Genomic DNA, 26,441 nt, shown 5'->3' on the forward strand with positions numbered 1-26,441 from the left:
TGAATCGGGGGCCATCACCGTCTCGATTTTGGAAAACAGCTCATTCTTGAATTGACGGTATCGACCGCTGAACCCGCAAGTCATTCATCAGCGCACGGTGCTGCTGCAGGTATTGCTGGTCGGGTTCTTTTCGTTCACGGTAAAAGTTTGAAAGTTTACTTTCGTGATCGAGTAACTGGCTGCGGTAATGGGTGACCAGGTGGCTGGAGTAATAGGTGATAAAGTTCTGAAGATTGGAAATGATAACCTTATTGGCAGGGTCTGTAAATTTTGGTCCAAAGATGTCGAGCAGCTTTTGATAGAACATGGTTTCCCGGCTCCAGAGTCCGGTGGTCGAGAGCCATTCGAGCGTTTGGTGGTGAAGGTTATCAGCGTCGAGTTGTAAGATATAGTTTCGTCCCGTGAGCGGCATGAGTTAGTTGCAATCGTTTTACGTTTTCCAAACCTACCGATTGGTCAACCTGTGTAACATGACAGAAGTCAGCAGGCAAACTGATACTGATCGTGTGGAATTGAACCGCGCGTCCATCATGCCACGGGAGATGGAGATGATATCCACCTCCTGTAACAGGATAGAACCTTATGCGAGAACGGGCACCTCGACGACGATTTGATTCTTAATAGTAAACACGCCGGGTGCTGCCCAGGCGGCACGTTCAGCTTCCAGTTTTTCAAGATAGGAGCGAACCGTTCCAGTGAGGGTAACGAGCGAACCGTTAACATCGACCTTTATGGTGGCTGAATCGATAGCAGCACTGCGTTGAAAGGCCGCGGCGATCGTATTGCGAACGTCGTTTGCCTTGAGGGTTACATTGAGCCTGATGTCGTTGCTCACTCCGGTCACCCCGGTTAAATTCTGCGCGATGCGTCCGGCATACCGACGCTGATAGTCGTAGTCAACGACGCCTTCCAGGTAAACCCATCCATTTTCAACCCGTACCTTGAGATAAATTTCACTTAAAGCGCTGTTCCATTTGAAAATGTTGTTGAGACCCTCGGCGATATCCGTATCGGTACGCTTTGAATAGCGTCCCGGCAAGCGGACTTCAATGTCCTCGGCTACCACTTTAACACCGGAGACCCGCTGGGCAGCACGTTCAGCAGACACTTTCTTATGAAACGAATCGACATAGCCGCTTAAGGTTACCACTCCATCGTTGGCTGTAACACCGATCAGGGCACTGGTTTCTTTCAGTGTTGGATCCCAGGAGAGTTCGTTCATCACATCTTCCTGTAATTCTTTGTTTGTTTTCATAGTATGTTTTGTTGTTGAATTGAAATAGGACCTTAAAAGGTAATGGCTACTGTATGTTATGCCAGCTCTTTTTCATATAGTTTCTTGCTGGTTTTTTTTGAGGTTCGTTTCAGCACATACGTCCATACCGGGCAGGTCAGGCGGTTGACGACGCTTTCTGCAATGCTGCCGGTAAGAAGGTGCGCCAATCCGCTTCTTCCATGGGTGGCCATTGCAATGAGATCAGCTTTTCGCTCACGGGCAAAGTCCAGGATACCGTCTTGCTCACTCGGCGCGTTGCGGATGTTATAAGTAATGTTGGTCAGCTGATAGAACTGGCAATAGTCTTCGAAATCTTTTTCACTGATCGATTGGCCTGGACGATTGATGTGCAGCAGATGGATCGTGGCGTTGAGTGATTGCTGAAGCGCCTTTAGCTCCTTTATAAAATCCAGCTGATTCAGTTCAAAGGTGGTCGGTAAAATGATATGCTTGATGGAAGAGAATTCGCGGGCTTTCCGAATTGCAAAAACCGGTATTGCTGAGAAACGGACTACGCGTTCGGTATTGGAGCCAACGAAAAATTCTTTCAGGCCGGTAACCCCATGTGTACCCATAACAATATCGTCGAAGGAGGTTGTTTGGGAATATAGCTGGATGGTCATCGCAACAGGACCTTGTTTTACCTCGAGGTTGATGGCGGGCATGTCAGGAGCATATTTTTTGCAGAGTATTTCGAATTTCTGCTGTGCCTGCCGGGTTAACGATTCGTAGATGCGGTTGTCGACAATAAAGGTTTGTCCCAGCATCGGGTCAGCGAGTGGCGGAATGTCAATGACGTGTAACAGTGTTATGCTTGCGTTCACTGAGCGTGCGAATGAGACTCCAAACTTAAACGCTTCGGTGAATGTTTTGGAAAAATCACAGGGGATAAGAATTTTTTTCATAGCAGTATGGATCATTTGCTTTTCTGATACCCGAAATTGAGAGTACGGCTGAAAAAAATTCATGATCCCTGTAAGGAGACCCGGTGATGTTTATCAGGTTTATCCGAAGCAAGGGATGCTGATAAAGATGATCATGCCACCTGATTTTTGTCAGTCAATAAGCACATCGCTGCCCGCATCTTTAGTGTTCAATTTATTATTATGAAACCACTACGCTGGAGATCGGTCATTCTATTCGTGTTCGTCATTTCGCTTGTTACCTGGTTCGTGCTGACTCTTTGGGCGGAAGTTCAGGGCCCTGCGAAACACTGGACGTTCGGTCCGAAGATGTCCCGCCCCCAGGTGCTGATCGTATATGATCCGGATCCTTTTTATAACCTGGACGAGCAGGTGTGCCGCGCATTTGGCGAAGCGTTGGCCGATTCCGGTGTATCCGGTATGGTCGCCACGGTTGCTGCAGCAAAGGAGCTTCACGGTGAACACTTCAATGTGTATGTGTTTTGTGCCAATACCTATAACTGGAGACCCGACTGGTCGGTGACCCATTTCATCCAACAAGATGTGATGATCAAGGCAAGGCCGGTTATTGCGCTCACTCTTGGTGCAGGGTCAACCCAATGGTCCCAGGCGGCCTTTGAAAAAGTGATCACGGCACGTGGTGGAATGCTGATCGAATCGAAATCCTTGTGGTTACTAAGACCCAACGATGAGACGAGAATGGAAGAGGACAACGCTGAGGTTGCGCGGTCGGTTGTATATGAATGGGCGCTGGAACTGATCGATGAACTTCATCCTTATGTAAAACAGGACAGTCTGTGATAGACGGGCCATTCTTGGACGTCAGTCTAAAAAAATAATCTATCGATTGGTTCAGGATGGAACTACCACCACCGGGATCTTCACACTTTTCAAAAAGTGGTCGAAGGTCATGCGTTTGTAATCGGTAAAGCTATCAACAATCGTGTTGCCCATCACGATCAGTCCTACCGGGCGTTTCTTTAAAAACATTTCAATCCGGAAAGGATAAAATCCGATCTCGGTAATGAAGTCGCAGGTGAACGTCTGGTTTTGGACAAGGTCCTTTTGCAGGGCATCAAACTTCCGCGATGCTTCTTCTTCCATATCGCGCTTGAGGTGAAGTGTTTCCCGGTCGTCGGTGGAAGTGATAAGGCGGTAACAAAAAAGCACGGTCACGCGAGCGTGATTATCGGAAGCCAGCTTGATCGCCCAGCGCAACGCTTTTTGAGAAGACTCCGAGAAGTCGATCACACACAATATCGAGTTTTGATATAAGAGCTTTTCCATGTACGGATTCCGCCGGTGGTTAATTGCCAAAACTATTGTTGTGGCAAATGTTAAATGCCTGTGTTAATCAGAGGGAAAACTGATTTTTGTCATGCCTGCCAGGGCACAGGAGGAACTAATTTTAACCCAAACAAGCGGTTTTTAGTATCTTGGACAAATTAGCGCCTCGTGTTATGCCTGACAAAAAACCGCTGGAGATATCCTTCGTTTCCAGTGATACGTTCCGTGAAATTTTTCAGACCTCTGCCGAAGGAATTATCATGGTCGATGCCGTCGGAAAAATCCTGCTGGCCAACCCGGTATCGGAAAAAATGTTTGGATACGAACAAGGCACCCTGGTAGGACATAAGCTGGAAGATTTACTCCCGGAACGCCTTCGCGTAATGCACCTTGGGTTCCGTAAAGGTTTTAACGACGCACCCTCACCTCGTCGCATGGGTATTGGACGGGATCTGCAAGCCTTGCGTCTGGATGGAACTGAATTTCCCGTAGAGATCAGTTTGAGTTATACCCGCATGAATGACCAATTGCTGAGCATGGCATTCATCACTGATATCTCACAGCGGAAGGTCGCCGAGGATCGACTTAAAAAAAGCGAAGAACAGTTAATTGAGTACGCCGGTGAACTGGAGAAGAAGGTGCAGTCACGGACCGAGGCATTGAACATGACCGTCACCAAGCTTGAAAAAGCGAATGCGGACCTCCAGCACGAGATACGTATTCGGCAGGAGGCGGAAGAGGAGACCCGCAAAGCCCTGGAGAAAGAACGCGAGCTTAACGAGCTGAAATCAAAATTTGTTTCGATTGCTTCCCATGAGTTTCGAACTCCATTGAGTTCAATCCTTAGCTCGACGTCCCTTATTAAACAATACCGTGATCGCTCCGAGCCGGAAAAGATGGATAAGCATATTGAACGGATCAAGTCTTCGGTGCAGCATCTCACAACCATCCTTAATGATTTCCTGTCGCTTGGTAAGCTTGAGGAAGGGCGCATGGAGATCATAAAAGAAGAGCTTACGCTTGCTTCTTTCTTTAATGAGATGAACGAAGAGATGAAGCCTATTCTGAAGGCCAACCAGCATCTCATCATAAGCAATGAGCAAGGTCAGGAAACGTTTGTCACCGATGCCAAAATATTGCGCAGCATTTTATTCAACCTGGTTTCCAATGCCAGCAAGTATTCCCCGGAAGGAAAGGATATTGTAATTGAGATAAAAAAAACGAAAGACACCATAGCAATCGATGTGAAGGATGAAGGGATTGGTATTCCTGCCGCTGAGGTGAAGCACATCTTTGATCGCTTCTTCCGGGCGACCAACTCATCGACGATCCAGGGAACGGGTCTTGGGCTTAACATCGTGAAGCGCTACGTTGAATTACTAGAAGGAACTATCCGGTTTTCTTCCAAGGAAGGAGCCGGAAGTACGTTTAGCATTACTCTACCTAACCAATAGCATGAAAAAAATTCTCCTCATTGAAGACAATGCCGATGTGCGCGAGAACACGGCAGAAATTCTATCACTGGCTTCTTACGACGTGATCACCGCGGTTAACGGAAAAGAAGGAGCGGAGACAGCGCAGAAAGTGTTGCCCGACCTGATTGTTTGTGATATTATGATGCCGGAGCTTGACGGTTACGGTGTGCTGCACATCCTGAGCAAGCGTCCTGAAACGGCATCGATTCCGTTTATCTTCCTGACGGCAAAAGCAGAAAAGCAGGACATGCGCAAAGGGATGAATCTGGGAGCGGATGATTATCTCACCAAGCCCTTCGATGATACCGAGCTGCTCAACGCGATCGAAGTGCGTTTAAAAAACATGAACATTATAAGAAGTATGACGCGACGCCCGAAGGGCTCGATGCTTTCATACAGGATGCCGGCCAGGCGCTCAAAGTGAAAGATCTTGGGAAGGATCGAAAAGTAAAAACGTATAAGAAGAAGGCGGAAATTTTTGTGGAGGGTGATACACCATTGCATGTGTATTTGGTTAAATCCGGTAGTGTGAAACTTTTCAAGTCACACCCGGATGGAAAGGAGCTGATCATCAGCCTTTGCAAACCCAACGATTATTTCGGATTCGAAGCCATTCTGGAAAACACGGATTACCAGGAATCGGCTGTGGCGATGGAAGATTCAGAAGTGATCAGCATTCCCCGACAGGATTTCCTTACGCTGCTCTATGCCAGTCCTGAATTATCAAAAGTGTTCATTTCGCTTCTCTGCCAGAAGCTGAAAGAAAAAGAAACGCAGTTGTTACACCTTGCCTATAACTCGGTTCGTCAACGTACGGCGGAAGCATTACTGAAGGTAGTCGGTTCAAAAGATTCCGGAGAAACGCTTTCCATTTCGCGCGACGACCTTGCCAAGATGGTGGGTACGGCGTCTGAATCGGTGATCCGCGTGTTGTCCGAATTCAAGGACGAGGGCCTTATCGAGATTGAATCCGGAAGGATTAAAATTCTTCATCCCGCCAAGCTTGAAAAGGTGGTGCGTTGGAATGTTGCCCGGAAGTAACTGCTCACCTTTTTGATGCACTGCGATTAAAGCAGTATCGCAGCAACTTTTCTATTTCTACCACGGCAAAGATCACCAGCGAAAAAACGATCACCAGTGTCATTTCATAAAGTGACAGCGGTTGTGTTTTAAAGATTGCGTTACAGCCAGGAACATAGATCACCATTAACTGGGCAGCAATGGTTACCGCGATGGCAGCCATCATCGGTTTGTTAGCGAAATGATTTGTCTGAAAGAATGATTTGGCTCCTGACTTGATCGCCAACAGGTGAGAGAGCTGGCTGAAGCACAACACCGAGAAAGTCATTGTTTGCCAGGCGGAATCATGATGAGCGATTGTATAGATCTGCATCAGCAGCGTTACGGCTCCGGTTAACAATCCATAAAAAATAATATGGCGCGTCAGGGCGGTGGAGAATATTCCCTGCCTGGGATCACGGGGATTTCGCTGCATGATATTTTCTTCGGCAGGCTCGGAAGAAAGTGCGAGTCCTGGTAGTCCATCAGTGAGAAGATTTACCCAAAGGATATGAACGGGCAATAGGGGAATGGGAAGACCGGCGAGCGAGGCAACGAACAACGTGGCGATCTCACCGGTGTTACCCGTCATGATGTATTTAATAAACTTGAGTATGTTATCAAAGATGCGCCGGCCCTGGCGGATTGCCTTCACGATGGTGGCAAAATTATCATCGAGGAGAATCATGTGTGCGGCTTCTTTGGCCACTTCCGTACCGGTGCGTCCCATTGCGATCCCGATGTCAGCGTTTCGGAGTGCCGGTGCGTCGTTCACCCCATCACCGGTCATGGCAATGAATTGATGTCTTTCGCGTAACGCTTTGATGATACGCAGCTTCTGATCAGGATTCACGCGCGCATAGACACGGATATGTTCAACCCTTTCCATAAACTGCTGCTCAGACAGTTGACGAAGTTCATGTCCTTCCAGTACAAGATCTTTTTCTGAAGAAATGATACCCAGCCGCTCCGCCACCGATGTTGCCGTTAGCTTATGATCACCTGTTATCATGACGGCGGTCACTCCGGCGGCTTTACATTGAGCAATCGCTTCTTTTGCTTCTTCACGGGTAGGGTCCATCATGGCGGCGATGCCAATGAAGGTTAGTTCCTGTTCAACCTCACCTATATTGATGTTTGACAGGTGGGTGTTGATCCTTTTCACGGCATAACCCAGGACACGATATCCTTGAGAGGCCATCTTGTTGGCTTTCTCCTGAAAGAAAGAACGCTCGGAGTCCTGATGGTGGGCAAGTTTTTCAAGGAGCACTTCTACTGATCCTTTGACAAAGGCGATAACGCCGTCTGAAGTCCCGTGAAGTGTGGTCATGCACCTGCGGGAAGGATCAAAAGGAAGTTCGGCAATGCGTGGAAGTTCTTTCTCAAGCGCGGATCGATTATAGTGTTGAGCCGCGGCAAATTGCGCGAGGCCAAGCTCAGTTGATTCGCCGGTTAACTCCCCGTGTTGGTTGCTGACCACATCAGTATTCAACGCCATCGCAGTCAACAGAAGATTTTTTCCGGGCAAATAGTGATTGTATCCTGCGCCAAGATCAGGTTCGTATAATTCGGTCACTTCCATTTTGTTCATGGTCAGCGTGCCGGTCTTGTCCGAACAGATATAGGTGATCGATCCCAATGTTTCCACCGCCGGGAGCTTTCGAACCAGTACGTTTTGTTTCACTAGTTGCCGTGCACCGCGCGCCAGCACGATGGTGGATACCGCAGGAAGGGCTTCCGGTATGGCGGCAACAGCCAGTGAGATCGCGGTGAGCAATACGATTGACCAGGGACCTCCTCGAAGAATTCCAATAAAGAAAAATACTATGCAAAGCAGCAGGATCGCAATCGTCAGTCGCTTGCTGAAAGCATCCAGTCGTAGTTGTAATGGCGTACGGGTGTTGCCCTGCTGGATCATTGAGGCGATACGCCCGATCTCTGTTTTCATACCGGTGGCAACAACATAGGCCGTTCCGCGTCCGCTGGTAACCATCGTTCCATTGTAGCCCAGGTTGATACGGTCACCGAGGGGATAGTCGCCGTGTGGTAAGGATGCGGTGATCTTGCTGACGTTAGATGATTCCCCGGTGAGAGAGGATTCATCAACTTTCAATGCGTGGACTTCGATAAAACGGAGGTCGGCGGGGATGATGTTGCCGGCTTCCATCACCACCAGGTCACCCGGTAATAATTCAGAGGCAGGAATTTCTATTGTCTCACCGTTGCGGATAACACTGGCTTTGGTGATCACAATTTTTTCAAGCGCCTCCAGCGCGTGTTCTGCATTGCGCTCTTGAAGCAGGCCAATGACAGTGTTGATAATGACAATGGCAATGATCACATAGGCATCGGTCATTTCACCGATAAAGCCCGAGACAACACTGGCCACGATCAGGATTATGATCATAAAGTCCGTCAGCTGCCCGAAGAGCATTTGAAGAAATGTTTTTTTCTTTTTAATCACCAGAAGATTTCGTCCGTATTGTTTCTGACGCTCTGGAACCGATGCGGGGTGAATGCCGCCACTACCCGTGTTAAACTCTGCGGTTATGTCTTCCAGTGATTTGATGTGATAGCTCATGGAAGCAATAAAGAAGTTGAAAGCAGCACTTCTCCTGCAGAATGTTTGGATACCACATGATTAAAATCAGTCTTCCGACACTACACTGAATTTACTTTCGTGGCACGCATGCACATCACCACCACCTCCGTAACAAAAAAACTTTCCCTTCTCATTCTGATCGTAGCAGTGTTGTACGTTGGGCGTTCGCTGCTCATACCGGTAGCCATTGCCGGTTTGCTTGCCATGCTGCTGCTGCCATTGAGCCAGTGGCTTGAGCGATGGAAGCTACCTAAATTCATCGCGGTCCTCTGTTGTCTGTTATTAATATTGGCATTAGTTGGCACTCTTGTCTGGATAGTAAGCTGGCAAGTGTCGGCCTTAATTCAGGATATTGCGCTCGTCAGGGAACGGGTGTCGGTCACGGTCAAGGAAGTGCAGGCATTTCTTTTTAACCAGTTTGGTATTTCAAGCGAGCGGCAAAATGACGTCCTGTTCAACGAACAGTTCTCGGTTGCGGGAATCATTACGCAGGCGCTGGGGTCGATGACACAACTCCTCGGAGAGATCGTACTGGTAACGGCATATGTATTTTTATTTCTTTATTACCGTAATCATCTAAAGCGATTTTACTTACAGGCTTTAAAGCCGAATCATCGCCGCGAAGGTTATCAGGTGCTCATGAACATCACGCGTGTTTCCCAGCAATATCTTCTTGGATTGAGCAAGATGATTGGCTGCCTGTGGATATTGTATGGGATTGGCTTTACACTGATCGGCGTGAAGAACCCGATCTTCTTTGCTGTCTTTTGTGGCTTTTGCGAGATCATCCCCTTCATAGGTAATATCACCGGTACTTCGTTAACACTGCTCGTATCCCTTGTACAGGGCGCGGAGTTGTCGATGCTCCTGGGAATCCTTTTCGTCTATGGTACGATCCAGTTTATCCAGGGCTGGATCCTGGAACCGTTGATATTGGGCCACGAGGTACGCATCAATCCGCTTGCTACCGTGGTAGCCCTCGTGATCGGTGGAATGCTGTGGGGAATTGCCGGGATTTTTCTGGCCATTCCACTAGTGGCAATGTTTAAGGTGACCTGTGATCACATCGATTCCCTTAAGGCGGTTGGATTTCTTATCGGCATGCCTTCGGGTCATAAGACATTACGTCGTTAATGATATCACGTATTATTTATTTGTACTGAATACTTAATATTTAATTCTTACTTGTCCAGGTTTACCAGTAGAAGCACACCCATGACAAGGATGATAATAAGCAGGGTCTTTCGAAAGCTTTCCTGGGATATCTTCTCCAGAAGTTGTTTGCCCAGGTAGCTACCCGCAAAGGATGCAACCAGTAAAAACGGTAAGTACCATAGCATTCGATTCTCCAGGAAATCGCTGTCTAAGTAAATAATGCTTCGCGAAAGGTCGACGCCAAAATCAATGGCAGCCGAAGTGCCGACAAAAAGATTTTTCTTAAGATTGAAGGATGCCAGGATCAGTCCACGGATCGCGCCACCGGTTCCAACAAACCCCGCGAGGAAACCAGCCAGGGCGCCACCGGCGACGGAATTGAACAAGGTCGGGGCAATTTTGATATCGGGCTTTGCCAGGAAAAGAATACTGAAAGCAATCAGAAAAATTCCAAGCACTGTACGTGCGTATTGAAAGGTAATGAGTGTAGTGAGAAAGGCTCCTGCAATGGCGAGCACAACGCTGGAGATGCCCAGCCAGGCGACAAGCTTCCAGTCAATGTGGTTCCAGAATAAAAATAGTTTGGAGGAGTTGCTGAACACATGCAACAGTCCGGTAAGGGCGAGCACGGTTTGAAAATCATAAAACAATTGTGCGATCGAAACAAAAAAGATTGAGGATCCAAAGCCTCCAATTGTTCCGAGGATTTCTACAATGATGGTCAGCAAGAATAGTAAGAGATAGGAGAGGAATGAAAAATTCATCCAGTGATTCCTTGATGTGAATGATAGGATAACTTCTCGCTGTACTGGTTCGGCCTCCAGAGCCCTTCGTGTTTGTAGTTACCCGCCAGGATTAGAAAGGCAATGGACATGACGAGCGCCGCCGGGAATTCATATCCGCCCAGGGTGGTGATAAAAATTCCATAAGCCGCCGCAAGGATCATTGCTGCGGTAGCCCATCGTCGTGGAAGGATTAATCCGATGCCGATGAGAAGCTGAAGTGCGGCAAGGCTTCGTACAACGGAAGCGATCAGGTGCTGAGAAAATCCGATGACATGATTTTTAAAGAGTGGCAGCACGGACATCTCCTGTGTGGAAGACAGTGTGGCAAGGTCGGAGAGGTTGTGCAAATTGAAAACCGCTGAACCGAGAAAGATGAGGGAAAAGAAGCTTCTCGCCAGGTGCGGCCGCGTGACGGCACCGATTACAGCGAAAGCGAAGATGGTATTGGCAAGCAGGGCGAGCTCCACGTTATTTTCCATGGCTTTTTTAAGGCAAGGAACATTGCCTGTCTTTTTAATACCATGACAAAAATCAGGTTCATGAAAGAGTATTATCAGGGGACGTCTGCACTATAAGTTGTCACTTGGTCCTGTCAAGAAAACCACTGAAGATGAGTCTTGCTTCCGCTAATCTCAAAACAAAACCCGCTACCATCCTTTGCCTGAATGGTGGATCGTCCAGCATCAAGTTCGCCGTGTATGCCCAGGATTCTTTAACCGTTCCGTTACTGCAGGGTGCGGTAAAAAACATCGGCGTGAACACCCGGTTCGAGTATTCGGACAACGGTGCGGACGTTCATACCAATCTTCATTTAAAAGCGGAGAATCCGGAACTGGCCATTCATTTTCTGATAGGCTGGCTTGCACGGCAATCCAATGTGGGTGAAATAATATATATCGGTCATCGTATTGTTCAGGGTCTGGAGCATACCGGACCGGTGCGAATTGATGCTTCATTGATGGGCCGACTGCGACTGGTGGAGAGTTATGCCCCGGATCATTTGCCCAGGGAAATCCGCCTCATTGATGCGTGTGAAAAAGCATTCCCGTCAGCACAACAGATCGCCTGTTTTGATACTTCCTTTCACCAGGCAATGCCCCAGCTTGCACGCTACCTGCCCTTGCCGGAGCGCTACTATAATAAAGGTGTACGCCGATATGGCTTCCATGGCATCTCTTATGAGTACCTGTTGCAAGAGTTAAATGACCGTGAACAGAGTTCCGTTGCCCGGCACCATGTAATCATGGCTCACCTGGGAAACGGTTCGAGCCTGGTGGCGCTGAAAGATGGTATACCAATGGATACCACCATGAGCTTTACACCCACATCGGGAGTGATGATGGGTTCCCGCACGGGTGATCTCGATCCGGGATTGATCACCTACCTTCTTCAAAATGAAGGACTCACGAAGGAACAATTCTCTCACCTGGTGAATCACGAGTCGGGATTAAAGGGTATTTCGGGCATCAGTGGAGACGTGTTAGAACTACTGGTACATGAAAAGAAAAGCAGCCAGGCAACACTGGCCATTGATCTGTATTGTTACCACATCAGGAAAGCCATCGGGTCGCTTAGTGCCGTATTGGGCGGACTTGATACGATCATCTTCTCAGGGGGCATTGGTGAAAATTCACCGGTGATCCGCCGCCGCATTTGTGGAGGGCTGCAATACCTGGGCATTGAGCTCGATGAAGAACGCAACATCCACAATAAAGACATGATCTCCACGCGCTTCCGTAATGTCAACGTTCGTGTGATCAGAACAAATGAAGAACTTATGATTGCCCGAAGTGTGCTCGCGGTTGTTCAAAAAGAACCGGTGAATGCAAACCAATTATGTAACGCTTAACGAAATAATCATGACTGAGCTGATTGAAAAAAAACTCCCGGCATCCGAAAATGTGATGCTGATGAACCGGATGAACCGCTACTGGAAGGCCGCGAATTATTTAGCGGTTGGCCAGATCTATCTCTATGCGAATGCGCTATTGAAAGAGCCGTTAACACTCAAGCATATCAAGCCAAGGCTGCTCGGACATTGGGGCACGACACCCGGATTGAATTTTCTTTATGTTCATTTCAATCGCCTGATCAACGAGTTTGATCTCAATATGATCTTTGTAACAGGACCGGGTCATGGCGGACCGGGCATTGTTGCCAACACCTATCTGGAAGGAACTTACAGTGAACTCTATCCAGAGATCACTCAGGATGAAGATGGAATGAAGAAACTATTCAAACAGTTTTCATTTCCGGGTGGCATTCCCAGTCACGTAGCACCGGAAACACCGGGCTCTATTCATGAGGGAGGCGAACTGGGCTATTCGTTATTACATGCGTTCGGCGCTGTGTTTGATAATCCCGATCTGATTGTAGCCTGTGTAGTAGGCGATGGTGAAGCGGAGACGGGTGCGCTTGCCACGAGCTGGCACTCGAATAAGTTTCTTAATCCGGAACATGATGGCGCGGTGATTCCTATCCTTCACCTGAACGGATATAAGATTGCCAATCCATCCGTGCTGTCTCGTATTCCTGAGGCGGAGCTGGAACAGCTATTGAAAGGCTATGGATATAAGCCCTATTTCATTGAAGGCGATGTTGCGGAAGTATTGCATGTGCAGCTTGCCGATATCCTTGACACTATTATATATGAGATCAAGGCAATTCAAACAGAGGCGCGGACCAACGGTTTTTCAAAGCGTCCGACGTGGCCTATGATTGTTTTTAAAACGCCAAAAGGATGGACGGGTCCAAGAATGGTCGATGGGGTGGCGATTGAAAACACCTGGCGGTCCCATCAGGTGCCGCTAAGTGAACTCGCTGAAAAGCCGGAGCATATCGCGATACTTGAAGCGTGGATGAAAAGCTATGAACCTGAAAAATTGTTTGATAAAAATGGAAAGCTGATTAAGGAGCTTGTCGCCCTTGCACCGAAGGGTGAACGCCGTATGGGTTCCAACCCGCATGCCAATGGAGGTCAAGTGCTTCATCCACTTGCCATGCCTGACTTCAGAAAAGTGGGAATACGCGTGGAGCGTCCCGGAACGCAGATCGCTGAGGCAACCGTGATCATGGGAGCATTCCTGCGTGAAGTGATGCGCATCAATTGGGAGAAACGCAATTTCCGTTTGTTTGGTCCCGATGAAACTTCATCCAATCGGTTATCGAAAGTGTTTGATATCACGTCACGCACTTCTGTTGCTACAATCCTGGACACAGATGATCATATTTCCCCGGACGGACGCGTGATGGAAATCTTAAGCGAGCAATGTTGCCAGGGATGGCTGGAAGGTTACCTGCTCACTGGTCGTCATGGGTTATTTTCCTGTTATGAGGCGTTCGTACAGATTGTTGACTCCATGTTTAACCAGCATGCTAAGTGGCTCAAGGTAGCAGGACATGTGGAGTGGCGTGCACCGATTGCATCATTTAATTATCTATTGACTTCGCATGTGTGGCGACAAGATCATAATGGGAACAGTCATCAGGACCCGGGCTTTCTGGATATTGTTGCCAATAAGTCTTCGGACATCGTGCGCATCTATTTACCTCCCGATGCCAATACCTTATTGAGTGTGACCGATCATTGCCTTCGTAGCAGGAATTATATTAACGTGATCGTGGCGGGAAAACAACCGGCCATCCAATGGCTGGACATGGAAGCAGCGGTAAAGCATTGTTCAACGGGTCTGGGCATCTGGCAGTGGGCGAGCAACGATGAAGGATCCGAGCCCGATGTGGTGATGGCGTGCGCGGGCGATGTGCCGACCCTGGAGACGATCGCGGCAGTTCAGCTATTGCGCGAACATCTCCCTGAATTAAAGATACGCGTGATCAATGTGGTGGACCTGATGACGCTTCAGCCACAGAGTGAGCACCCGCACGGAATATCGGATAATGATTTTGATCTTTTATTTACCAGCACCAAGCCAATAATATTTGCTTTTCATGGTTACCCGTTACTGATCCATCGTCTTACGTACCGGAGAAACAATCATAATAATTTACATGTAAGAGGTTATAAAGGAGAGGGGACGACCACCACGCCGTTTGATATGGTTGTGCTTAATGAAGTAGACCGCTATCACCTTGCGATCCAGGTGATTGACCGGCTGACCAATTTTCAATCGCGGTTTGCCTATGTGAAGCAATATTTTCAGAACAAACTTTTGGAGCATCGTGCCTACATCTGCGAGCACGGTGAAGATATGCCGGAGATCCAGCACTGGAAATGGACACTGTAACAAATTCAGACAAAGAAAAAATTTTACTAAGCTGTTATGACACTTGCCATCGTTCGCCACGGACAATCGACGTTCAATCTTCAGAATCGTTTTACAGGTGACATCGATGTTCCCCTGACGCTGCTGGGAAAATATGAAGCATTCCTGGCGGGAAAACAACTGAGGGAAACGGGCGTCACGTTTCAGGATGCCTTCTCTTCCCGTCTACTTCGAAGCATCCAGTCGTTGAAGGCTATACTGGAAGTAGTGGATCCGAAAAAGAAGGTTAACACCTACCAGGTAAAAGCGCTCAACGAGCGGAGCTATGGCAAGCTGCAGGGCTTCTCTAAAACCGAGAGCGAAGAAATTTATACCAAAGAAAAGGTAAATGAATGGCGTCGTGATTTTAATTCCCGGCCACCGGGAGGCGAGACGCTTGCCGAAACCTATCAGCGCGTGGTAGCGTTCTATCGCATGACGGTTGAACCCCTGCTCTTGGCAAATCACAATGTGTTGATCGTTGCCCACGGTAACAGCTTACGAGCGCTCATAAAATACATTGAGCTGATTTCTGATGAGGATATTTCGAAAACGGAGATCGCAACCGGCACACCGATTCTTTATGATATTCAGGAAGGATCCAACCATTGCTTGTGTTATCAGCGCAGACAATCGCGACATCTGCAGCAACGTTAAGATCAAGAAAAGAAAATTTAAAGCACCAATCGGCTATGACTGGTGCTGAATTTCCGTGTGCTGAGAAAAATAGTTCCGTATGAACGCATGTTCCATTGCCTCTGTCATTCTGCCTGCGACGATGGCGTAAATCTGGATATGATCAAAGCGATGATCTTTCCTCAATTGGTGAAGCAACTCAGTCTTTGCTTCGGTTGGACCGAATAAAAGGACCGAATGGTAGCGAGTGATAACTTCCTCTAGCTGCTTGAAGAAGTGACGCTTTTGGTTGTCTTCCTTGTGATGTTGGATTTTTTCTCCTTTTGAGACCAAGCTGTGCCCGCTCGATTCACTGCCGTCCAAAGAGGTTGTAGTCATTTTGTCTGCGGCGAATTCTGTGAGGTGTGCCTGGTGGTGATCCATCCAAATTCCGATTTTTAAAGCTTTCATTGATTGACTTGTTTAATTTGACACAAGCTATCCTGACACCAGGAATGAATGGCTGACCGAAGTCATTGCCGCGAATGATGTTTGTTGGGTTCCTGCCAGGAATGATGTTAAGTTTTTTTATTTTTTTTGAAGGGAGGAGCCGTGGGTATTTGTCTCTTTCTGCAAGCGTTCTTCCAGAATAGAATCGCGCAGGCTGACAAAGTCCGACAGGATGAGAATGATCGAGAAGTAGTATAACATGATTTCACCCATGACCAGGAGTTTAGCCGGCAGGCTTATAGGTATCACATCATAAAAGCCCAGGTTGTTAAAACCAAGCATACTCAGGTAAAAAAATTCGAATATGAGCTCAGCAGGATTTAGTCCTGTTGGAACACCTGTGAAATGCGAATCATCAATATGATAGAGGCAAAAGTAGTCGACCGAAAACGAAAAGATAATCGTCAGGACGTTGAAGGTCATAAACATGAGAAACCGGAAGTAGGCCACGTTCTTATTTACTACATGAAATATTTTTCGCAGACTTTGCAGTATGAAGAATATATTTTTTATGAGCGCCAGAATAAAAATCAGCCAGGTGGTGGTGATCGGATCCAGGACGTGGTATTCATTTAAAAAAAATATTACGGCGCCAAGGCCGATGATCAGCGTGTACTTAAGAATAAGTTCTATCGTATCGCCTGATTTAAGCAATGCCATTTTTGAACGTGGTGTCATTGTTTATCATTTACAGATCACAATTTCTTCCGGTCCGGAGCGATGAGGTGTTTCATGGATGATCACTCCACGTGCTACCAGTACGATGCCAAGCACAATTAATGAAACTGTGGTGAAGCGCTGAAGGCTGATATGAAAACGTTGCATGATTTCTTTGAGTACGCTGGTGAATCCCAGCATAACGGCGAGTGTCCCCAGCCCAAAGAAAATCATGAAGAGAAATCCCGAGCAATAACCTGGCAAAATGAAGCAATAGGTGAGCGCCATGTAAGTCAGCCCGCAGGGCAACAAACCATTGAGTGCGCCAAGCAGGAAATACGACATGGTATTTTTTTCTTTTAACAAGGTGGCGAACATTGATTTTGCACCCGAAGAAATCCTGTGCATAACGGATGTGATGATGGGGATGCGGTTTAACAGGTTGGAACCGGTAACGCCAATAAGAAGCAGCAGAATTCCCAGCGATATGGTCAGCCAGGTCTGGTAGGCGGACAAGGAAAGAATGGACCCGAACGACGACGCCACCATTCCCATCAGTCCATACATGAGGATGCGGCCACCATTATATAATAACCGGTTATAAAAGTACGGCCGCTGATAACTGGTGACTGCCATTACCAGAGGACTGCACATCCCAAGGCAATGCAGGCTTCCAGCAAGTCCTAGTAAAAAGGCGGTGAACAGCATCTACTACATATTATAGTGTGACCGATCTCTCCTGGAAGTAGTCTTTCCCCTGCCCTGACCACTGGAGCTTGATTTGGTAGCGGCCTTTAGGCAGACCATTAATCGGAAATTGTTCCAGAAGGCGATTAGCGGTGAGATCAAACTTTTTATCCAGTCCTCCATCGGAAGGGCGGAAAAAGATGATGCTACCCTTTTCTATTGGAATGAGCTTGACCCATTGAATGGTAAGTGTGTCAACAGTGAGTAGCAAGACTGGTTTGGAAATAAGAGCGTTGTAATTGTTCATCGCGGTGATACGGGTTTCGTATTGCAACTCTTCCTGATAGTAGTTTTTTGATACAAGGTTCACCGATTCTTTCATGCAGACGATTACCAATACGCCGATGAAGAGCGCGAATAAGACGAAGGCAACGATAATGGATTTTCCCCAGTTCATGGTTTAATTGGTTTAATGGTAGAGACCGGCCCGATAAATTTCACTTTCACTTTTTCAACGAGTGTTCCGTTGCGATACACGCCCAGATAAACAATCGTTCTCGATGACGAAAGATCAGCGGATGGAATGCGGATAAAGTATATTTTTTTAAGCATGCCTTCGGCTGGTACTTCGATGGATTTACCATCAGGGTTTAACAGCTCGGCAGCAGCGGGCGACTCAATCTTCAGCTCAAGAGGCATCCTGTCAAAGGTCTTATTGACAAACTCTATATTATAAAGATTGGAGATGTACCCGTCGTTATTGTTCTGGAACAACGTTCCGGAAACTTTGAACACATTGGTCTCCACTTCCGATCGCGTGATGAGGGAGAAGCTGAGTAGTCCTATCAATGCGACCAGGACAAAGCTGTATCCAATGACACGTGGCGTGAACAGATGGTGGATGCCATCCTTAATGGAGTTATAAGAAGTGAATCGTATCAGACCTGTAGGCTTATTGATTTTAATCATGACCTCATCGCAAGCATCGATGCACGCGGTGCAGTTCACGCATTCCAGCTGTGTGCCATTTCGGATATCGATGCCGGTGGGGCATACGTGCACGCATAACTTGCAATCAATACAATCCCCGGAAGGTGCGAGCTCGATGGATCTCTTTTTAAGTTTGCCGCGCGGTTCTCCGCGGATCCAGTCATAAGCTACTACGATGGAATCTTTAATCAGCAACACACCTTGCAATCTTCCATAGGGGCAAACGGCGATGCAGGCCTGCTCACGAAAACGTGCATATACTAAATAAAAGATCGTGGTGAAGGCGAGCAGCCCTGTAAAGCCCGCGATATTTTCAGAAGGAGCGTGCTGAATAATTTCCAGTGTGTTATGAATACCAATGAGATAAGCCATTGCCGTATGGGCGATAAGCAGCGAAATCAAAATGAATAAGAAATGTTTGAAGATATTGCGCGAAACCTTTGAAAGGCTGGGTGCCGCTTCTTTCAGTTTTCGCTGTGCGGCACCATCGCCTTCAAGCCAGTATTCTATCTTACGAAAAACCATCTCCATGAATAGGGTCTGCGGACACATCCAACCGCACCAGATGCGCCCAAACACCACGGTGAAGAGAATAATGAAAACAAAAAATGTGATGAGGATAATAGCCAGCAGGACAAAGTCCTGCGGCCAAAAGACCTGACCGAAGATCACAAACTTGCGGGCGAAAACATTGAGCAGCAGCAAGGGCTGACCATCGATGGTAATGAAGGGACCGCCGAAGAAGAGTGATAACAGAAGGACCGTCACCATGATTCTTCTCTGGTGAAGATTGCCGGAAGGTTTTTTTGGATAGAGCCAGATGCGCTTTCCTTTTTCGTCTACGGTGGCAATCGTATTACGAAACTCTTCATCGTATTGGTAGAGATCTTCGGCGGTATTCACGTTATTTTTTTAGTGCAATGTTCAAGCTGTCCACACGGGTGGTATCCGGTTTCAGCTCAATTGTGGGAGAGAACCGTTCGCCCTGGGGAGCTTTTGGGTTCGCAGGTTTGGAACCTTGCAGGCTCATGACATAGAATGCAACATCGCGAACATCTTTCTGACTCATGACTTTTCCCCAGGCAGGCATAGCCTTTTCTACAAACCCATTGTTAATGGTATGATAGATGTTCTTAATATCCCCGCCATGTAACCAGAACTCATCGGTGAGGTTAGGCCCGATCGAATTGCCACCACCATCAGCGCGGTGACACGATGCGCAGTTGCTGGAACTGAAGACTAGTTTACCACGGGAGATGATTTCCGCGTCTGCCGAATATAGCAACGTATTTTCATCAATGAGCTCAGCAGGCTGAGACGCCTTCAGGATACGGGCAGCGTCATCAGCCGCAGCAAGTTCATTTTGATATTCCTGCTCTGGTAACGGAAAAGAATCGGTGAAGTGATAGACGACCATGTAAATGACGGCGAATACAATACAACCATAGAACAAACCTTTCCACCAGGGTGGCAGGTGGTTATCAAGTTCCTTAATGCCGTCATAGTTATGATCGAGTTCAATGCTTTTTTCTTCCTCTAATGGCACAAGATCGTTCGCCTGATTCCAGAGCTTTGACCACCAGGAAGGAGTGGAGGCATAGGAGATTCCAAGGCGGGTTGCTTTTTCTTTGGCAGCCTGTTCAATAAAAACATTGAGTACCCGAAGCATTACCACCACTACCACCAACACCAGGACAATGGTGATGAGCACAAAGGTTAGTACGGCATATAGCGGAAGCATGGGGCTATTGAATGGATCATCCCAGAATGTTTTGGGAGTGGATCCATCTTGTGCAAATGCACTGACAGATCCCAGCAAGAGCATAGATAATAACGCGGTGAGTTTTTTCAGAAGTGTTTTCTCCTGTGCTTGTTGCTTTTTCCGGCAGTCATCACAGTTCCGCCGGCACGGCAACGGTGCCATGGCATTCTTAGCGGTGGTAATCGTGCTATTATTTTTATCAGGATGTTTGATTGCTGTTTTCTGACACATGGTTATCGGGGATTAATCGTTGTGCTGGAATTTTTCACGCCGTCGTTGAGTGGTAGCTCTTTCATCGTGTTGATGAATCCTTTGTCGGCCGTGAAGACATACCACAGCAGGCACAGGAAGAACAGGAAGAAGATCACAAAAGAGATCATTGGCCAGATGGCAATGTTATCGATGCTCTGAAGAATGTTATTGTACATGGCTTATGGGTTTTGATCTTTCGATGTTGTACTTGCTGTTTTATCAGCCTTGATATCTTTTCCAAGTCGCTGGAGGTAGGCGATGATAGCAACGATCTCCGCTTCCTGCATCACTTCAATGCCGTCCGCTTTGAGGTTATCGGCAATGCCTTTCGCCTGTGCATCAAGTTCATCGTTGGCAGTAGATTCATAATTTTCTGCATAGGGCACGCCAACGCGTCGAAGGGCTGTGATCTTTCCTGCCGTCTGTGTTTTATCAATTACCTGTTCAAACAGCCACGGATAAGGAGGCATGATCGACCCCGTTGAAACCGCATCGGGCGCAAGCAGGTGATTGTAATGCCATGCATTGGAATATTTTCCGCTGGTGCGCTGGAGGTCCGGGCCGGTGCGTTTGGATCCCCACAGGAAAGGATGATCATATACGTATTCGCCCGCCTTTGAATATTCACCATATCGCTCGGTCTCTGAGCGGAACGGACGGACCATCTGTGTGTGACAGTTCACGCAACCTTCCCGGATATAAATGTCCCGGCCGTGAAGCTCTAAAGGTGTATAAGGTTTTACACTGGCAATGGTCGGTATGTTTGATTTGATTAAGAATGTGGGTACCATTTCGATGGCACCCCCAATCAGTATAGCGACGAGTGAAAGAACAGTGAATAGTATCGGTTTATGTTCAAGTATCCGGTGATGCCATCCGCCAGAGGCTGGGGCACGATAAACTTTCGTTAACGGCGCCGCTTCTGCTTCTTCGTTGGCAATGAACGTACCGGCGTATGCTGTCTTGATAAGATTATAGGTCATGATGATGGCGCCCGTGAGATACAGGGCTCCGCCACAGGCGCGCAGCATGTGAAGGGGAAGAATCTGAACCGTTGTTTCAAGGAAGTTTTTATAGACGAGAAATCCTTCCGCATTAAACTCTTTCCACATGAGACTTTGCACTACTCCGGACACATACATTGGAACAGCGTAGAAGATAATGCCGAGCGTGCCAAGCCAGAAGTGAATGTTGGCAAGAGAAGTCGAATAGAGTTTGGTATTCCACATCCGCGGAACCATCCAGTACAGAATTCCAAAGATCAGAAAGCCATTCCATCCAAGTCCGCCCACGTGGACGTGTGCTACGATCCAGTCGGTAAAGTGAGCAATGGCGTTTACGTTCTTCAATGAAAGCAGCGGGCCTTCAAGTGTCGCCATACCGTAGGCAGTGACGGCAACGACCATGAACTTGAGCACTGGTTCTTCACGGACGCGATCCCATGCACCGCGTAGGGTCATCAGACCATTGAGCATACCACCCCAGGATGGAGCGATGAGCATGATAGAAAATACAACGCCCAGTGATTGTGCCCAGTCGGGAAGGGAGGTATATAATAAGTGGTGAGGACCTGCCCAGATATAAATGAATATTAACGACCAGAAATGGATAATGGAAAGCTTATAGGAGTAGACCGGGCGGTTGGCGGCTTTGGGAAGAAAGTAATACATCATCCCCAGGTACGGTGTGGTAAGGAAAAATGCAACGGCGTTGTGACCGTACCACCACTGGACGAGTGCATCCTGAACGCCGGCATAACCGGAATAGCTTTTGAAAAATGTTACCGGTATTTCATAGGAGTTCACTAAGTGAAGAACAGCGACGGTAATGAACGTGGCGATGTAAAACCATATGGCAACGTACATGTGACGCTCGCGCCGTTTGATGATCGTGCCGATCATATTCCATCCAAAGACAACCCATATTACCGTGATGGCGATGTCGATGGGCCACTCGAGCTCCGCATACTCTTTCGAGGTGGTCATACCGAGCGGTAACGAAATTGCTGCAGCAAGAATGATCAGCTGCCATCCCCAGAAGTGTATCCAGCTTAAGGTATCGCTGAACATGCGCGTCTTGAGCAGACGCTGCATTGAGTAATAGATCCCGGCAAACATCGCGTTGCCGACGAAGGCAAAGATGATCGCATTGGTATGGAGTGGACGTATGCGGCCGAATGTGGTGTACTGGGTGTCAAAATTGAAGATGGGATAGAAGAGCTGGATGGCCGCAGTAAGTCCGACAAGCATTCCAACAAGTCCAAACACAACGGTGGCGATAATAAAGGCTTTGACCACCTTGTTATCGTAACTGAATCTCTCTAATTCCATGGGAGGAGGTTTTGTTGATTGACTGCCATAAAAGTAGAGGAGCTCGGCAGGCACCTGAATGACTGTTGTTATGGACAAAGATGACTTTTGTCAGCTGGCTACCTGATAAAGCCGAGGGAATGTTAAAAAAAGGTACGCGAGATTTGAGGATATGATCGCAACCGGAAAGATACTTCAGGCAAGACATCGCCCGCTGGCGACCTGGTATCGCGGGTTGGTCGCTCCTTCAATCATCCTTTCGGTATTGATTGCCGGAGTGAGTGGTGTCGGAATTTTCTACGACGACTTTTACCAGTATGAATCCATTAATTGGCAGTTGCAGGCGGGAGGGCAGGACCTTGTTGATCTCTTTGTGCTTGTGCCGCTGCTGGCGGTCTGTGCTGTTTCCCTTCGGCTCAACAAACGCGTCGGGGTGATGATCCTGGCGGGTGCCCTGTTATACACGGTGTACACGTTTATGGTCTATTGCTTTGATGTTCACTTTAACCGGCTTTTTGCCATGTATTGCCTGGTGTTGTGTTTGTCGATCTATTCGCTGCTGTATTTGTTTTATCATTACCTCGCCCAAGGCGTGAGACAGGCAGCGATGAATATTTTTCCGTTTCGGCTCATCGGCATATTTTTCATTGTTATTTCGCTGGCGTTTGCTGCGCTCTGGTTATCGGAAATCGTTCCGGCCATTCTCCATAATCAACCCCCGGCAAACCTGAGGATCATTAATCTTCCCACGAACCCTGTTCACGTGCTGGACCTTGCGCTGCTCCTTCCCGGAATTTTCTCGTGTGGTATTTTGCTGTTCTTCAAGAAACGCATTGGTTATTTACTGGCACCGGTGTTCCTGGTATTCTTTATACTAATGGACCTGACGATCGCGCTGCTCACGGTGATCCTTAAAACGCAAGGGCAGGATGGCAGCTTTGTATTGGCCGCTGGAATGATTGCCCTGGCACTCATCAGCCTGGTTCTTTTTCTCGCCGGACTTAAATCCATATTGTATGAACACAAATAACATTACAACAGGGATCGTAAAAATCCTTTTGCAGACACTTCTTTTCCTGAACGGAATCAGTGCCGTGATCGGTGGGCTGCTGCTCATGGCACAGCCCAATGGAAGATTGCTCCATATCACCGTGGCGATGTTACGGTATTCCCCGTTTACCAGTTATTTCCTTCCGGGAATGGTGCTGTTTGTTTTCAATGGTGTGTCGAGCCTGTTGATATTTTATCTTTCGATTTTTTCTTCCCCACGTTATCCACTCTATGCTGTTGCGCAGGGAGCATTTTTGATACTGTGGATCATGGTCCAGGTAGTTTATCTCCAGACGTTTTCTCCCCTGCACCTGGTGATGGGCGTCATGGGTTTGAACATGGCGGCGATGGGAGCCTGGCTTCGTCAGGCAACACCAACTTCCCCGGCCTCCTGAAGAATACCTTCTGATGAAATTTTCAGCAGGGTCTCGTAGGTTTCATTCTCCCAGCCGGCAACCTCATTCACGAGCGCCGATACCGTGTTAAGCTCCAGCGCGGAAGAATAGAGTTTTGCCGTGATATAAAGAGAAGACTTGTAGCGAGTGAGCGATAGCAGCGCACCGAGAAGCTGTACATCCCTTAATTCACATGCAGATTCCGATCGCACGATGGCAGTCATTTGGTCAAGGATGCCTACAACGGGCTTGCATTTGCGGGATTGTGGTCTAACCAACAAATAACCGAACATGCGTTTTAACTTCATTCGTTTATCTGAACTGCTTTCCAGGTATTTCTTAAACGTTGCTGCTAATTTTTTATGCCCGATGGCCGGCAGACTTGCGGGCAACACTTTCTGTATTTTCTTTTCAGCCACATAGGCTGCTTCCAGATGATAGGCGAGAATCTCGTTGAGGTTGTTAAGCTGTTTCATGATGAATGTTTTAAATGCTGTTGTTGATGCCTTTGATTCACTACCATTTTCCCTTTGACATTTTCTTTTCCTGCAGTGCTTTGGAAAGAATAAATAATACGCCTTCAATGATGAAGGGAATTCCATATACCATCGCGGTGAAGCGGTCATCGCGCGAGAAGTGGAAGGCCATCATCAGGAAGCCGGCAACGATCATGATGGAGCCGCCCTTGTCGGGCTGCAGCCAGGCGATACCATAACCGGCCAGTGCAAACAGGACAAAGGACAGGAATATGTAAAAGACGAACTGGACATTTTCATATAATCCATCCAGTCCTTGCAGGAATGTAAACCCGATAAAGATACTGGCGGTTACAAGGCCCATGATGCGGGCCGACCATTTAGCAAAAACAGCGGGAGTAAAATGAGTGTGCATCTTTTTATTTTTTTATTTCTTAACCGGATCGGGAGATAAAGCAGATTTCTTCTTTTCGTTCTGTGTTGAATCACCAAAAAGAATTCTGACCGACGGTGTATAGGTATCGCTGTACTGACCGCTACGGATATTCCAGATGAACGCAATGAGAAAACCAACAGCAATGATAAGACTGATGAAGATGAGCGGAATGATGATGTCCATATTCGTATCAGTAAGAATGCTCAAACTGGTAATTGCGGAAGCGCTCGAAAGCTGCCATGTCAAGCTCCTCACGATGATTGGGATGCGCAATATCTATCAGTGCTTTGGCGCGCTGTCGCATGTTCTTGCCATGGAGATACGCAGTTCCATATTCCGTAACGATATAGTGTGCATGCGCGCGCGTGGTTACCACTCCTGCACCTTGCTTTAGGAAAGGAACAATACGAGAGATTCCTTTCATAGTCATGGAGGGTAGCGCAATGATCGGCTTTCCACCTTCTGATAGGGCAGCCCCGCGGATGAAATCCATTTGCCCTCCGACGCCCGAGTAGTGATAGGTGCCAATCGAGTCCGAGCATACCTGACCCGTGATGTCCACTTCGATTGCGCTGTTAATGGCTGTTACCTTCGGGTTCTGACGTATTACCGAAGTATCATTAACGTAGTCAATACCGAGCACCGCGATCGAAGGGTTATCATGAACGTGCTGGTATAAATTCTTACTTCCAAGAATGAAAGACGTAACGGACTTTCCCCGATGTTTTTTCTTATGCTGGTTGGTGATGACACCTCTTTCCAGTAAGGGAAGGACGCCGTCCGAAAACATTTCGGTGTGCAGGCCGAGCTCTTTGTGGTTGGTAAGGCTTGCCAACACTGCGTCGGGTATTGATCCAATCCCGGTCTGAAGCGTTGCACCGTTCTCTACCAGTTCAGCGCAGTTCATCCCGATGCGTCCTGAAATCTCGCTTCTTTCTCCCGGAAATACTTCGGTAAGGTCTTCTTCGGCCCATACCATGGCGGAAAACTTCCGACTGTCGACGATGCCGTCTCCCCAGGTGCGTGGCATTCGCGGATTGACCTGTGCAATGACGATCGGTGCGGCCTCTACGGCGGCCATCGCTATGTCAACCGATGTCCCTAACGAACAGAATCCATAGGTGTCAGGTGGCGAAACATGAATGATGGCCACATCGAGTGGTAATATTTTTTTTCGGAACAGGGAGGGTATCTCGCTTAAGAACACCGGTACATAATCAGCGCGACCATCGTTGACAGCTTCGCGAATATTTTCGGAAACAAATAATGAGTTGATGCGGAAGCTTGAGCGATAAGCCTTGTCGGCGATGGTCACGCGGCCTTGGAGGCTGATGCTTACTATTTCAACACCTGAAAAATTCGATGCACTATTTGCAAGTGCGTCCAGCATGATATGAGGTGTTGCGGCACCACCATGAACGAACACGCGGTTTCCGGACTTGATCAGTTCAATAGCTTTTTCTGCTGTAGTATACATA

At 47.7% G+C, this 26,441-nt stretch carries 27 protein-coding genes and 1 pseudogene; 9 read left to right on the forward strand and 19 right to left on the reverse strand.

Annotated elements, in window-relative coordinates:
* Window positions 1–40: 40 nt before the first annotated feature.
* The 3 genes from HOP08_12250 to HOP08_12260 all read right to left on the reverse strand — a co-directional run bounded on the left by HOP08_12250 (window position 41) and on the right by HOP08_12260 (window position 2,181).
* On the reverse strand, window positions 41–412 hold the full coding sequence (locus HOP08_12250; GenBank protein NOT75689.1) for a hypothetical protein: 372 nt from the start codon (window positions 410–412) through the stop codon (window positions 41–43).
* 168 nt (window positions 413–580) lie between these two features.
* Window positions 581–1,255 (reverse strand): BON domain-containing protein, encoded by a 675-nt coding sequence (locus tag HOP08_12255; GenBank protein ID NOT75690.1) that lies wholly within the window; start codon window positions 1,253–1,255, stop codon window positions 581–583.
* Window positions 1,256–1,311: 56 nt separating this feature from the next.
* Complete coding sequence (locus HOP08_12260) at window positions 1,312–2,181, reverse strand: universal stress protein (GenBank protein ID NOT75691.1); 870 nt, start codon at window positions 2,179–2,181, stop codon at window positions 1,312–1,314.
* Between the two features lie 201 nt (window positions 2,182–2,382).
* Here HOP08_12260 and HOP08_12265 point away from each other — a divergent pair, with 201 nt between their 5' ends.
* Complete coding sequence (locus HOP08_12265; GenBank protein NOT75692.1) at window positions 2,383–3,000, forward strand: hypothetical protein; 618 nt, start codon at window positions 2,383–2,385, stop codon at window positions 2,998–3,000.
* Window positions 3,001–3,051: 51 nt separating this feature from the next.
* On the opposite strand, the gene HOP08_12270 is transcribed toward HOP08_12265, so the two are convergent.
* Window positions 3,052–3,450 carry a universal stress protein gene (locus tag HOP08_12270; GenBank protein NOT75693.1) on the reverse strand — a complete coding sequence of 133 codons (399 nt, stop codon included), beginning with the start codon at window positions 3,448–3,450 and terminating at the stop codon, window positions 3,052–3,054.
* A 209-nt stretch (window positions 3,451–3,659) separates the two neighbouring features.
* Here HOP08_12270 and HOP08_12275 point away from each other — a divergent pair, with 209 nt between their 5' ends.
* Together HOP08_12275 and HOP08_12280 are read left to right on the forward strand one after the other, a co-directional pair.
* On the forward strand, window positions 3,660–4,940 hold the full coding sequence (locus tag HOP08_12275) for a PAS domain S-box protein (protein ID NOT75694.1): 1,281 nt from the start codon (window positions 3,660–3,662) through the stop codon (window positions 4,938–4,940).
* Between the two features lies 1 nt (window position 4,941).
* A pseudogene (locus HOP08_12280) lies at window positions 4,942–6,002 on the forward strand (response regulator).
* 4 nt (window positions 6,003–6,006) lie between these two features.
* Here HOP08_12280 and HOP08_12285 read toward each other — a convergent pair.
* The gene (locus HOP08_12285; GenBank protein NOT75695.1) at window positions 6,007–8,601 is read right to left on the reverse strand and encodes a cation-translocating P-type ATPase; all 2,595 of its coding nucleotides are present in this window, start codon (window positions 8,599–8,601) and stop codon (window positions 6,007–6,009) included.
* Between the two features lie 99 nt (window positions 8,602–8,700).
* Between HOP08_12285 and HOP08_12290 the strand changes: the two genes are divergently transcribed.
* The gene (locus tag HOP08_12290; GenBank protein ID NOT75696.1) at window positions 8,701–9,756 is read left to right on the forward strand and encodes an AI-2E family transporter; all 1,056 of its coding nucleotides are present in this window, start codon (window positions 8,701–8,703) and stop codon (window positions 9,754–9,756) included.
* A 47-nt stretch (window positions 9,757–9,803) separates the two neighbouring features.
* On the opposite strand, the gene HOP08_12295 is transcribed toward HOP08_12290, so the two are convergent.
* Together HOP08_12295 and HOP08_12300 are read right to left on the reverse strand one after the other, a co-directional pair.
* A complete protein-coding gene (locus tag HOP08_12295; protein ID NOT75697.1) occupies window positions 9,804–10,541 on the reverse strand; it encodes a sulfite exporter TauE/SafE family protein in 738 nt (245 codons plus the stop codon).
* A complete protein-coding gene (locus tag HOP08_12300; GenBank protein NOT75698.1) occupies window positions 10,538–11,041 on the reverse strand; it encodes a hypothetical protein in 504 nt (167 codons plus the stop codon). Before HOP08_12300 ends, HOP08_12295 begins: the two co-directional genes overlap by 4 nt.
* A 131-nt stretch (window positions 11,042–11,172) precedes the next feature.
* Between HOP08_12300 and HOP08_12305 the strand changes: the two genes are divergently transcribed.
* The 3 genes from HOP08_12305 to HOP08_12315 are packed head-to-tail and all read left to right on the forward strand — an operon-like array spanning window position 11,173 to window position 15,481.
* Window positions 11,173–12,411, forward strand: a complete 1,239-nt coding sequence (locus HOP08_12305; protein ID NOT75699.1) for an acetate/propionate family kinase — start codon at window positions 11,173–11,175, stop codon at window positions 12,409–12,411.
* Window positions 12,412–12,421: 10 nt separating this feature from the next.
* Window positions 12,422–14,806, forward strand: a complete 2,385-nt coding sequence (locus HOP08_12310) for a phosphoketolase family protein (protein NOT75700.1) — start codon at window positions 12,422–12,424, stop codon at window positions 14,804–14,806.
* A 36-nt stretch (window positions 14,807–14,842) separates the two neighbouring features.
* Window positions 14,843–15,481: a 2,3-diphosphoglycerate-dependent phosphoglycerate mutase gene (locus tag HOP08_12315; GenBank protein ID NOT75701.1), complete on the forward strand. Its 639-nt coding sequence runs from the start codon at window positions 14,843–14,845 to the stop codon at window positions 15,479–15,481.
* 33 nt (window positions 15,482–15,514) lie between these two features.
* Here the strand turns inward: HOP08_12315 and HOP08_12320 are convergent, their stop codons facing one another.
* From HOP08_12320 to ccoN, 8 genes are all read right to left on the reverse strand, one after another.
* On the reverse strand, window positions 15,515–15,910 hold the full coding sequence (locus HOP08_12320; GenBank protein NOT75702.1) for a hypothetical protein: 396 nt from the start codon (window positions 15,908–15,910) through the stop codon (window positions 15,515–15,517).
* 117 nt (window positions 15,911–16,027) lie between these two features.
* Entirely contained in the window at window positions 16,028–16,627 is a 600-nt protein-coding gene (locus HOP08_12325; GenBank protein ID NOT75703.1) for a hypothetical protein, read from the reverse strand.
* A 6-nt stretch (window positions 16,628–16,633) separates the two neighbouring features.
* Window positions 16,634–17,314 (reverse strand): sulfite exporter TauE/SafE family protein, encoded by a 681-nt coding sequence (locus HOP08_12330; GenBank protein ID NOT75704.1) that lies wholly within the window; start codon window positions 17,312–17,314, stop codon window positions 16,634–16,636.
* Window positions 17,315–17,324: 10 nt separating this feature from the next.
* Entirely contained in the window at window positions 17,325–17,750 is a 426-nt protein-coding gene (locus HOP08_12335) for a hypothetical protein (protein NOT75705.1), read from the reverse strand.
* Complete coding sequence (gene ccoG / locus HOP08_12340; GenBank protein NOT75706.1) at window positions 17,747–19,186, reverse strand: cytochrome c oxidase accessory protein CcoG; 1,440 nt, start codon at window positions 19,184–19,186, stop codon at window positions 17,747–17,749. The genes HOP08_12335 and ccoG overlap by 4 nt, the downstream gene beginning before the upstream one ends.
* Before the next feature lies 1 nt (window position 19,187).
* Window positions 19,188–20,276: a c-type cytochrome gene (locus tag HOP08_12345; protein NOT75707.1), complete on the reverse strand. Its 1,089-nt coding sequence runs from the start codon at window positions 20,274–20,276 to the stop codon at window positions 19,188–19,190.
* A gap of 2 nt (window positions 20,277–20,278) precedes the next feature.
* Entirely contained in the window at window positions 20,279–20,473 is a 195-nt protein-coding gene (locus HOP08_12350; protein NOT75708.1) for a cbb3-type cytochrome c oxidase subunit 3, read from the reverse strand.
* Between the two features lie 3 nt (window positions 20,474–20,476).
* Window positions 20,477–22,627, reverse strand: a complete 2,151-nt coding sequence (ccoN, locus tag HOP08_12355; GenBank protein ID NOT75709.1) for a cytochrome-c oxidase, cbb3-type subunit I — start codon at window positions 22,625–22,627, stop codon at window positions 20,477–20,479.
* Window positions 22,628–22,778: 151 nt separating this feature from the next.
* On the opposite strand from ccoN, the gene HOP08_12360 reads away from it, so the two are divergent.
* On the forward strand, window positions 22,779–23,636 hold the full coding sequence (locus HOP08_12360; GenBank protein ID NOT75710.1) for a hypothetical protein: 858 nt from the start codon (window positions 22,779–22,781) through the stop codon (window positions 23,634–23,636).
* Window positions 23,623–24,051 (forward strand): hypothetical protein, encoded by a 429-nt coding sequence (locus tag HOP08_12365; GenBank protein ID NOT75711.1) that lies wholly within the window; start codon window positions 23,623–23,625, stop codon window positions 24,049–24,051. Before HOP08_12360 ends, HOP08_12365 begins: the two co-directional genes overlap by 14 nt.
* Here the strand turns inward: HOP08_12365 and HOP08_12370 are convergent.
* The 4 genes from HOP08_12370 to HOP08_12385 are packed head-to-tail and all read right to left on the reverse strand — an operon-like array spanning window position 24,021 to window position 26,440.
* Window positions 24,021–24,527 carry a DUF892 family protein gene (locus tag HOP08_12370; protein NOT75712.1) on the reverse strand — a complete coding sequence of 169 codons (507 nt, stop codon included), beginning with the start codon at window positions 24,525–24,527 and terminating at the stop codon, window positions 24,021–24,023. The two genes, HOP08_12365 and HOP08_12370, sit on opposite strands and share 31 nt — an antisense overlap.
* Window positions 24,528–24,567: 40 nt before the next feature.
* Entirely contained in the window at window positions 24,568–24,942 is a 375-nt protein-coding gene (locus HOP08_12375; GenBank protein NOT75713.1) for a hypothetical protein, read from the reverse strand.
* Between the two features lie 12 nt (window positions 24,943–24,954).
* Window positions 24,955–25,146, reverse strand: a complete 192-nt coding sequence (gene ccoS / locus HOP08_12380) for a cbb3-type cytochrome oxidase assembly protein CcoS (GenBank protein ID NOT75714.1) — start codon at window positions 25,144–25,146, stop codon at window positions 24,955–24,957.
* A gap of 7 nt (window positions 25,147–25,153) precedes the next feature.
* Window positions 25,154–26,440 (reverse strand): acetyl-CoA hydrolase/transferase family protein, encoded by a 1,287-nt coding sequence (locus tag HOP08_12385; GenBank protein ID NOT75715.1) that lies wholly within the window; start codon window positions 26,438–26,440, stop codon window positions 25,154–25,156.
* Window position 26,441 lies beyond the last annotated feature (1 nt).

Source organism: Cyclobacteriaceae bacterium (genome assembly GCA_013141055.1).
GTDB lineage: Bacteria > Bacteroidota > Bacteroidia > Cytophagales > Cyclobacteriaceae > ELB16-189.